This is a genomic window from Metallibacterium sp., assembly GCF_054637675.1.
The window spans coordinates 1-8,208 of the sequence record NZ_JBTSRB010000078.1 but is presented as its reverse complement, the minus strand read 5'-3'; the positions used below and the strand labels follow the sequence as shown (position 1 = coordinate 8,208).

Genomic DNA, 8,208 nt, shown 5'->3' with positions numbered 1-8,208 from the left:
GTGGCGTTTCCGGCGATCAGTTGCGGCGTCTATGGCTACCCCTATGCGCAAGCCGCTCATGTGGCGCTGGTCGCGCTGCGCGCGTGCGTCAGTGATGTGGTGACACGCGTGCTGCTGTGTTCCCGCACGCACGAGGGCGCCTCGCACTATCGCGCCGCGGCCGCCGCGCTGGACGTGGCGCTGGTCGAGGACTGAGCCTCGCGCAACACCTACAATCCGCCGATGCAGATCGGCCCCTACCGCATCAACCCGCCGCTGATCCTCGCGCCCATGGCCGGGGTCACCGACAAACCGTTTCGCCTGTTGTGCAAGCGCATGGGTGCGGGGCTGGTCGTGTCCGAGATGACGCATTCCGATCCGCGCCTGTGGGGCAGCGTCAAGTCACTGCATCGCATGGACCACGCCGGCGAGCCCGAGCCAGTGAGCGTGCAGATCGCCGGCAGCGATCCGCGCGTGCTCGCCGAGGCCGCGCGCCACAACGTGGATCATGGCGCGCAGATCATCGACATCAACATGGGCTGCCCGGCCAAGAAGGTGTGCAATGTGTGGGCCGGCTCGGCGCTGCTGCAGGACGAGGCGCTGGTGGCGCGCATTCTGACCGCGGTGGTCGCGGCTGTGGCGGTGCCGGTGACGCTGAAAATCCGCACCGGATGGAACCGCGAAAACATCAACGCCGTGCGCATCGCGCGCATCGCCGAGGACGCCGGCATCGCCGCGCTGGCGGTGCACGGGCGCACGCGCGCCGATAAGTACGAGGGCGCGGCTGAGTACGCCACCATGGCCGCGGTCAAGGCCAGCGTGCGCATTCCGCTGATCGCCAACGGCGACATCAGCACACCGGCCGCAGCGCGCGCGGTGCTGGCCGCCACTGGCGCCAATGCGCTGATGATCGGCCGCGGCGCGCAGGGTCGACCGTGGATATTCCGCCAGATCGCGCGCTTTCTCGACGACGGCACGCTGCCGCCCGAGCCTGCGCCGGATGCGATCAGCGCGATTCTGTGTGATCACCTGGAAGCCCTGTACGTGTTTTACGGCGAGGAAGCCGGCGTGCGCATCGCGCGCAAGCATCTGGGCTGGTACGCCAGGGATCGGCCCGAGAACGCCGCGTTTCGCCATGTCGTCAACGCCACCACCGATGCGGCCACGCAACTGCGCCTGACCCGCGCGTACTTCGCCGCGCTGGCTGATTTTGCCGCGCGCGCGGCATGAAAATGTTTGGACGTCTGGACGTCGATTCAACAATGGCGCGCAGCGCAACCCGATTCATCCACTCGCCAATGGATGTGGCTACAATGCGCGCCAGTTTTATCTCTCCATCCTGATCAAAGGATATTTTCATGAGCAGCTATCTCTTCACCTCCGAGTCGGTCTCCGAAGGCCACCCGGACAAGCTTGCGGATCAGATTTCCGATGCCGTGCTGGACGCCATCCTGGCGCAGGACCGGCACGCGCGCGTGGCCTGCGAGACCATGGTCAAGACCGGCGTCGCCATCGTCGGCGGCGAGATCACCACCAATGCATGGGTGGACATCGAGGCGCTGGCGCGCAAGGTCATCAACGACATCGGCTACACCACCTCCAACATCGGCTTCGATGGCCACACCTGCGCCGTGCTCAATCTGATCGGCAAGCAGTCACCGGACATCGCCCAGGGCGTGGACCGCAAGAAGCCCGAGGAGCAGGGCGCTGGCGACCAGGGCCTGATGTTCGGTTTCGCCTGCCGCGAAACCAGCGAGCTGATGCCGGCGCCGATCCACTACGCGCATCGCCTGGTCGAACAGCAGGCCAGGGTGCGCAAGGCCGGCAAGCTGAAGTGGCTGCGCCCCGATGCCAAGAGTCAGGTCACGCTGCGCTATGACGACCAGAAGATCATCGGCCTCGATGCCGTGGTGCTGTCCACCCAGCACGACCCCGATATCAAGCACAAGGATCTGGTCGAGGCGGTGCGCGAGCACGTGTTCAAGCCGGTGCTGCCCAAGGCATGGCTTGAAGCACTGCCGGCCAGCAAGATCCACATCAACCCGACCGGCAAGTTCGTCATCGGCGGACCAGTGGGCGACTGCGGCCTGACCGGGCGCAAGATCATCGTCGACAGCTATGGCGGCTGGGCACGCCACGGCGGCGGCGCGTTCTCCGGCAAGGATCCGTCCAAGGTCGATCGCTCGGCGGCTTACGCGGCGCGTTACGTGGCCAAGAACATCGTCGCCGCGGGCCTCGCCGAGCGCTGCGAGATCCAGATCTCCTACGCCATCGGCGTGGCGCAGCCCACATCGATTTCGGTGACCACCTTCGGCACCGGCGTGATCGAGGACAGCGCGATCGAGAAACTCATCCGCGCGAATTTTGATCTGCGCCCCTGGGGTATCGTCAAGATGCTCGACCTGCTGCACCCGATGTATCAGGCCACCGCCAGCTACGGCCATTTCGGCCGCGCGCCGCAGCTACACACCTACCACTGGACGCAACGCGAGAGTGGCAAGGACGTGAGCAAGTCCACCCAGTTCACCGCCTTCAGTTGGGAAAAGACCGACCGCGCCGAGGCGCTGCGCGAAGCGGCCGGCATCGACCGCAAGCTGGCAGCGAAGCGCGGCAAACGCTGAGTCACGCCGCGCGGCGCCCCGATCGCGATCAAGCGCCGGATCGTCCGCGTGATAAGCGCGACCGTCCGGCGCCATTCCGCGCGCGCGCGTGGACGGCACGCACCCGCGTCACCACCTGCGCGACCATGCCGGTATCGCCGTAAGTCGTGGCCGCGATGAACAGCGCCGTGCGCCCCAGCCGTCCGCTCAGAACCTGTGAATAAATTCCCTGCCCCACCGCGAGGCTGACCTTGGGCGGCTCCGGCAAGGCGCGGGGTGCGGAAAATCGCGCGCGTAGCAGGGTCTACGCAAGCGATTTTCTGGATCCCCGCAACGCAGCCGGAAACGTCCGGGGTCAGTCGCGGCAGGCGCGGGGGTTTTTCACAGGTTCTCAGATCGCCGCGCAGATTGGAGTGATCGCACACCGCCGCCAGCGCCAGCGGGTGCAGCGCCCGCAACAGCAGCGCGCGGATGCCGCCCACCGGCATCGGCACGAAATCAGCATGCACGCGCCAGCACACCGACTCGGGATCGAACCAACCCGGTGCACCGGCGAGCAGGGTGAAATCCACGCGCCGCCCGCCCGCCGCGGTCAGGCGCCGGACCTGTCCCAGCAAGGCCGTTCGGGCTCAGCAGGCGCATCGCTCATCGCCGCATGCCAGCGCCGCACCATGCAGGGCACGTGACGGTCGCGCCCTCAAACCGATTCGTGATTCGCGGCGCGCGGCCGCCAGCGGCGCAGCAGCAACGCGTTGCTGACCACACTGACGGAGGACAACGCCATGGCCGCGCCGGCCAGCACCGGGCTGCGCAGGCCGAACGCCGCCAGCGGCATGCCCAGCGCGTTGTAGATGAAGGCCCAGAACAAGCCCTGCCTGATCTTGCGCCAGGTCGCGCGGCTGACTTCGATGGCGTCGGCGATCAGCACGGGATCGCCGCGCTTCAGGGTGATGCCCGCGGTCTGCATGGCGACATCGGTGCCGCTGCCCATGGCGATGCCGATATCGGCCACGGCCAGTGCCGGTGCATCGTTGACGCCATCGCCCACCATGCCCACACACCGCCCCTCGGCTTGCAGCCGGCGCACCGCATCGGCCTTGGCCGCCGGCAGCATTTCCGCCTCGACCCGCTCGATGCCCAGCGCTGCGGCCACTTGCGCCGCCGTGCGCGCGTTGTCGCCGGTCAGCAGCACGATGCGCAGGCCATCCGCGCGCAACCGGCGCACGGCTTCCACGGCGCCCTCGCGCAGTGGATCGGCCACGGCGATGGCGCCGAGCAGGCGCGCCTGCGGTTGTGTCTGCGCGATCCACATGCGTGCGCCCCCGCGTCTCGAGCGCGCTGACGGCGTCCCCCAGCGCGGCGCGATCGATGCCATGACGCTGCAAGCAGCAATCGATTGCCGATGATGATCGCGCGCCCGCCGACGCGCGCGCTGAGCCCGCTGCCGGGGTGACTCTCGAAATGCTCCAGCGCGGGCCGCGCGATGCCCGCGGCGCGCTCCAGCACCGCGCGCGCCAGCGGATGTTCGCTGCCGCTCTGCGCGGCGGCGGCCAGCGCCAGCAGGGCCTGCGCGTCGCCATCGCAGGCCAGCACGTCGGTCACCGCCGGGGGCCCGCGCGTCAGCGTGCCGGTCTTGTCCAGCACTAGCGTATCGATGCGATGCGCCTGCTCCAGCGCCGCGGCATCGCGAATCAGAATGCCGACGCGCGCGGCCGCGCCGGTGCCGACCATCATCGCGGTGGGCGTGGCCAGGCCCAGCGCGCACGGGCAGGCAAGGACCCTCACCGAGACTGCCGCGATGATGCCGGCCGCGGCATCGCCAGCGAGCAGCCGCCAGCCCAGAAACGCGCACGCGGCCACGCCGAGGGTGACCGGCACGAACACCGCCGCGACACGATCGACCGCGCGCTGCACCGGCGCCTTGCCTGCCTGCGCGTGCTCGACTAGCGCGATGATGCGCGCCAGCGTGGATTCCGCGCCGACCGCCGTGGTCTCGATGTGCAGCAAGCCGCCACCGTTGAGCGCGCCGCCGGTCACGCGCTCACCGACGCTTCTCGCCACTGGCATGCTCTCGCCGCTGATCAGGCTTTCGTCGACATCGCCGTGGCCGCGACGCACGATGCCGTCCACCGGCAGCTTTTCACCCGGACGCACCACCACCACATCGCCCAGCGCCACCGCCGCGATCGGCAGCTCGATTTCCGCGTCGCCGCGCGGCACGCGCGCGTGCTGCGGACGCAACGTCATCAGCGCGCGCAACGCCGCCGTGGTCGAGCGTTTGGCGCCTCCAGCCACTTGCCGACCAGCACCAGGGTGATGACCAGCGCGGATGCTTCGAAGTAGCCATGCGCGCCCGGCGCAACCAGCAGCAGATAGACGTTGTAGAAGTACGTCGTCGAGGTGCCCAGCGCGACCAGGAGATCCATGTTGCCGGTGCGTGCGCGCAGAGCGCACCAAGCGCCAGATAAAAACGCGCGCCGAACCCGAACTGCACCGGCGTGGCCAGCAGCAACTGGCGTCGCGCGCGGCGCGCCTCGGCCTGCGCCAGCGCACGTTCGCGCTCGACGTCGCCCGTCAGCGACTCGGCGCCGTAGCCGGCGCGATCCACCACCGCAACCAGTGATGCGATCTGCAGCGCGCCGGCGAAACCCTCGACGCTGGCGCGCTCGGTGGCCAGATTCACGCTGGCGCGCAGTACCCCGGGCACGCCGCGCAGCGCATTCTCGACGCGCCCGGCGCAGCTCGCGCAAGTCATGCCGACGATGGCCAGCTCCAGCGTTTCGTGCGGCACCTCGTAGCCGGCATCGCGCACTGCTTCGACCATGGCCGTGACACCGACGCGCGCCGGATCGAAACTCACCTCGGCGCGATTGCTGGCCAGGTTGACGCTGGCGGTGACCCCCGGCAACGCGCTCAGCGCGCGCTCGACGCGCCCGACGCAGGTCGCGCAGCTCATGCCGGAGACGGGCAACTGCACGCGCGCGGCGGTTGCCGACGGGCTGCTGCGCCGAGCAGGCGCGGCGTGCATGTCGGCAGCGTCATTCAAGGCCGTTCGGCGCGGTAGCCGGCGCCCTCCAGAGCCTGCGCCAGCGCATCGAACGCGGCGGTGCCGCGCACCCGCGCTTCGCCGCGCGCCAGATCGACCTCGGCGTCCGCCACGCCCGCGACCTGGGACAGCAAACGCGTGACGTTGCGCGCGCACCCCGCGCAGGTCATGCCGCTGATCTTGAGCGTCTATCGCTACTCGTGTGCTTGCATGGATTTTTCTCCGCGTTGTTCGATTGGCTTGCACGCAGGCTAAGCCTGGATTGAACTTGAGAGTCAATAGACACGACATGCAGGGCCTGCAATCACCCGCGCTTGCAGCAGTGGGGCATCCGGGCGCCGCGTGAAATCCTGGCGGAGTACGACACGAGCGGAGCCGGCATACTTCGCCTTTGTCCGGTTCGAGCGACCTCGCGATGCGCGCACGCCTTCGACTCTGGCTGCAGATTCCACTGGCCTTTCTATTGATCGCCAGCAATACGCTTTCGCACACCGTGGCGCTGTTGGTCGTGGCACTGCTCAAGGCGCTGCTGCCGTTGTCGGCTTGGCGCCGTGTCTGCTCCGCGCTGCTGGCGCACATCGTCGAAAGCTGGATCGCCGTGAACAGCGCGCTGATCGGGCTGATGACGCCCATGCGCTTCCACGTCGAGGGCATCGATGGGCTGAATCGATCCGGCAGCTACCTGATGCTCAGCAATCACCAGAGCTGGGTCGATATCCCGGTGCTGCAGAAGGTCTTCAATCGGCACATTCCGTTCATGCGCTTCTTTCTCAAAAAACAATTGATCTGGGTGCCGGTGCTGGGGCTGGCCTGGTGGGCGCTGGATTTCCCGTTCATGCAGCGCCTGGATCGCGCCACGCTGAAGAAGCACCCCGAGCGCCGCGGCAGCGATGTCGTGGCGACGCGTCGCGCATGCGCCAAATACCGCGGCGTGCCGGTGACGGTGATGAACTTCGTCGAGGGCACGCGCTACACACCCGAGAAACACGCGGCACGCGCGTCGCCGTTCGCGCACCTGCTGCGGCCCAAGGCCGGTGGCGTGGCGTTCGTGCTGGATGCGATGGGCGACGCCCTGCAGGTGATCCTCGATGTCACCGTGGTCTATCCCGGCGGCCGACCGACGCTGATGGACCTGATGGCCGGGCGTATCCGCGAGGTGCGCGTGTATGTACGTCAGCGCCGGATCCCAGCCGATTTGCAGCGCGGCGACTACGAAAACGACACCGCGTTCCGTGCGCGTTTTCAGCAGTGGGTCAATATGCTGTGGCTGGAAAAGGATGCGCTGATCGTACGCATGCTCGCCGACACCACGGCATAAGGCTGCGGCACGGTAGGCGTCAGAACGGAATATCGTCGTCCTCGAAGCCGGCCTCGCCGGCTGGCGGCGCGCCGGCCGCGGCCGGTGCGCTGCGCCCCGCGGGTGCGCCGCCGCGCCGCTGGCCACCTTCGCCGCCCGCCTCGGCGCCGCCGGAGCGCATGCCGCCCTCGCCACCACCCTGACCACCGAGCATCTGCATCTCGTTGGCGATGATGTCGGTGCTGTAGCGCTCGTTGCCGTCGCGATCGGTGTATTTGTCGGTGCGCAGCGAGCCTTCGATGTAGACCTGACGGCCCTTGCGCAGGTATTCGGCGGCGATGTCGCCAAGACGCCCGAACAGCTTGACGCGGTGCCACTCGGTGCGCTCCTGCTGCTCGCCGGTCTGCTTGTCCTTCCAGCTTTCGCTGGTGGCAATGCGCAGGCTGGTGACCGAAGTACCGCCCGCGGTCGCGCGCCGCTCGGGGTCCGCGCCCAGATTGCCAACCAGAATCACCTTGTTGACGCCACGTGCCATGAGCGTTCTCCGCTGTCGCAGGATGAAGTATCAGGAAACCTCTGAACAAGTCCCCTCGTGGACTTGCCAGAGGGCAAGCCAGCCATGGCTTGCGGAGGATCCGAACCTGTCCAGACCTTCCTCTGAGGTTTGAAACTTTAGCACGCAGATACGGCCGTGCTGGCGCCGCGCCCTGTCAGCCCGCGCCCCGTGCACCTGCCGGTGCCGGCTGGCCGAGGCGCGCACCGGCCGGCAGCAACATGAGGAACCACAGTAGCGCCACGATCGCCGCCGTTGCGAACACCCCGGCCACGCCGATCGTGCCCAGCAGCACGCCGCCGCTGGTGCCGCCAACGATCACGCCGAAAAACTGCGCCGCCGAATACGCACCCAGCGCCGCGCCGCGCCGCGCCGGCTGCGCCAGCCGCGAAACCAGGCTGGGCAGGCTTGCCTCCAGCATGCTGAAGGCCACGAAAAACAGCACCGCGCCGAGAATGCCCATGCCCAGCGAGCCACGCGCAAATGCCAGCACGGCCAACCCCAGCGCCAGCAGCAAGGCGCTGAATTGCAGCGCGCGTATACTGGCGCGCAGCCCACGCATGCGCGGCAAGGTCACGCCCATCACCAGCCCCGCGGCCAGCAGGGCCGGCACATACACCCGCCACTGCGCCCCCACCACCAGGTGCAGTCCATGTGCCAATTGCAGCGGCATGACCACGAAAAACAGCGTCAGCAGGCCATGCAGGACGAACGCCGAGACATCCAGAACCAG

General features: G+C 68.1%; 11 protein-coding genes. 4 read left to right on the top strand and 7 right to left on the bottom strand.

Features of this window, described 5'->3' with window-relative positions:
* The 3 genes from ACYDAT_RS15270 to metK all read left to right on the top strand — a co-directional run.
* The coding region (locus ACYDAT_RS15270; protein ID WP_461451204.1) for a macro domain-containing protein at positions 1–195 on the top strand (195 nt) is incomplete at its 5' end.
* Between the two features lie 27 nt (positions 196–222).
* Positions 223–1,209, top strand: coding sequence for a tRNA dihydrouridine synthase DusB (gene dusB / locus ACYDAT_RS15265; RefSeq protein ID WP_461440199.1), 987 nt, complete (start codon positions 223–225; stop codon positions 1,207–1,209).
* 128 nt (positions 1,210–1,337) lie between these two features.
* Positions 1,338–2,600: a methionine adenosyltransferase gene (gene metK / locus ACYDAT_RS15260; protein WP_461440198.1), complete on the top strand. Its 1,263-nt coding sequence runs from the start codon at positions 1,338–1,340 to the stop codon at positions 2,598–2,600.
* Between the two features lie 28 nt (positions 2,601–2,628).
* Here metK and ACYDAT_RS15255 read toward each other — a convergent pair whose 3' ends face one another.
* From ACYDAT_RS15255 to ACYDAT_RS15235, 5 genes are all read right to left on the bottom strand, one after another.
* Entirely contained in the window at positions 2,629–2,817 is a 189-nt protein-coding gene (locus ACYDAT_RS15255; RefSeq protein WP_461451208.1) for an oxygenase MpaB family protein, read from the bottom strand.
* A 459-nt stretch (positions 2,818–3,276) separates the two neighbouring features.
* Positions 3,277–3,840, bottom strand: a complete 564-nt coding sequence (locus ACYDAT_RS15250; protein ID WP_461440197.1) for an HAD-IC family P-type ATPase — start codon at positions 3,838–3,840, stop codon at positions 3,277–3,279.
* Positions 3,762–4,826 carry an HAD-IC family P-type ATPase gene (locus ACYDAT_RS15245; RefSeq protein WP_461451202.1) on the bottom strand — a complete coding sequence of 355 codons (1,065 nt, stop codon included), beginning with the start codon at positions 4,824–4,826 and terminating at the stop codon, positions 3,762–3,764. The genes ACYDAT_RS15250 and ACYDAT_RS15245 overlap by 79 nt, the downstream gene beginning before the upstream one ends.
* Positions 4,720–5,625 (bottom strand): copper ion binding protein, encoded by a 906-nt coding sequence (locus ACYDAT_RS15240; RefSeq protein WP_461451200.1) that lies wholly within the window; start codon positions 5,623–5,625, stop codon positions 4,720–4,722. Before ACYDAT_RS15240 ends, ACYDAT_RS15245 begins: the two co-directional genes overlap by 107 nt.
* The gene (locus ACYDAT_RS15235; RefSeq protein WP_461451206.1) at positions 5,622–5,804 is read right to left on the bottom strand and encodes a heavy-metal-associated domain-containing protein; all 183 of its coding nucleotides are present in this window, start codon (positions 5,802–5,804) and stop codon (positions 5,622–5,624) included. The genes ACYDAT_RS15240 and ACYDAT_RS15235 overlap by 4 nt, the downstream gene beginning before the upstream one ends.
* A 236-nt stretch (positions 5,805–6,040) precedes the next feature.
* Here ACYDAT_RS15235 and ACYDAT_RS15230 point away from each other — a divergent pair, with 236 nt between their 5' ends.
* Positions 6,041–6,943 carry an acyltransferase gene (locus ACYDAT_RS15230; RefSeq protein ID WP_461440193.1) on the top strand — a complete coding sequence of 301 codons (903 nt, stop codon included), beginning with the start codon at positions 6,041–6,043 and terminating at the stop codon, positions 6,941–6,943.
* A 19-nt stretch (positions 6,944–6,962) separates the two neighbouring features.
* Here the strand turns inward: ACYDAT_RS15230 and ssb are convergent, their stop codons facing one another.
* Complete coding sequence (ssb, locus tag ACYDAT_RS15225) at positions 6,963–7,457, bottom strand: single-stranded DNA-binding protein (RefSeq protein WP_461440891.1); 495 nt, start codon at positions 7,455–7,457, stop codon at positions 6,963–6,965.
* A gap of 175 nt (positions 7,458–7,632) precedes the next feature.
* Positions 7,633–8,208, bottom strand: a 576-nt coding sequence (locus ACYDAT_RS15220; protein ID WP_461451198.1) for an MFS transporter, incomplete at its 5' end; no start/stop codon positions are given.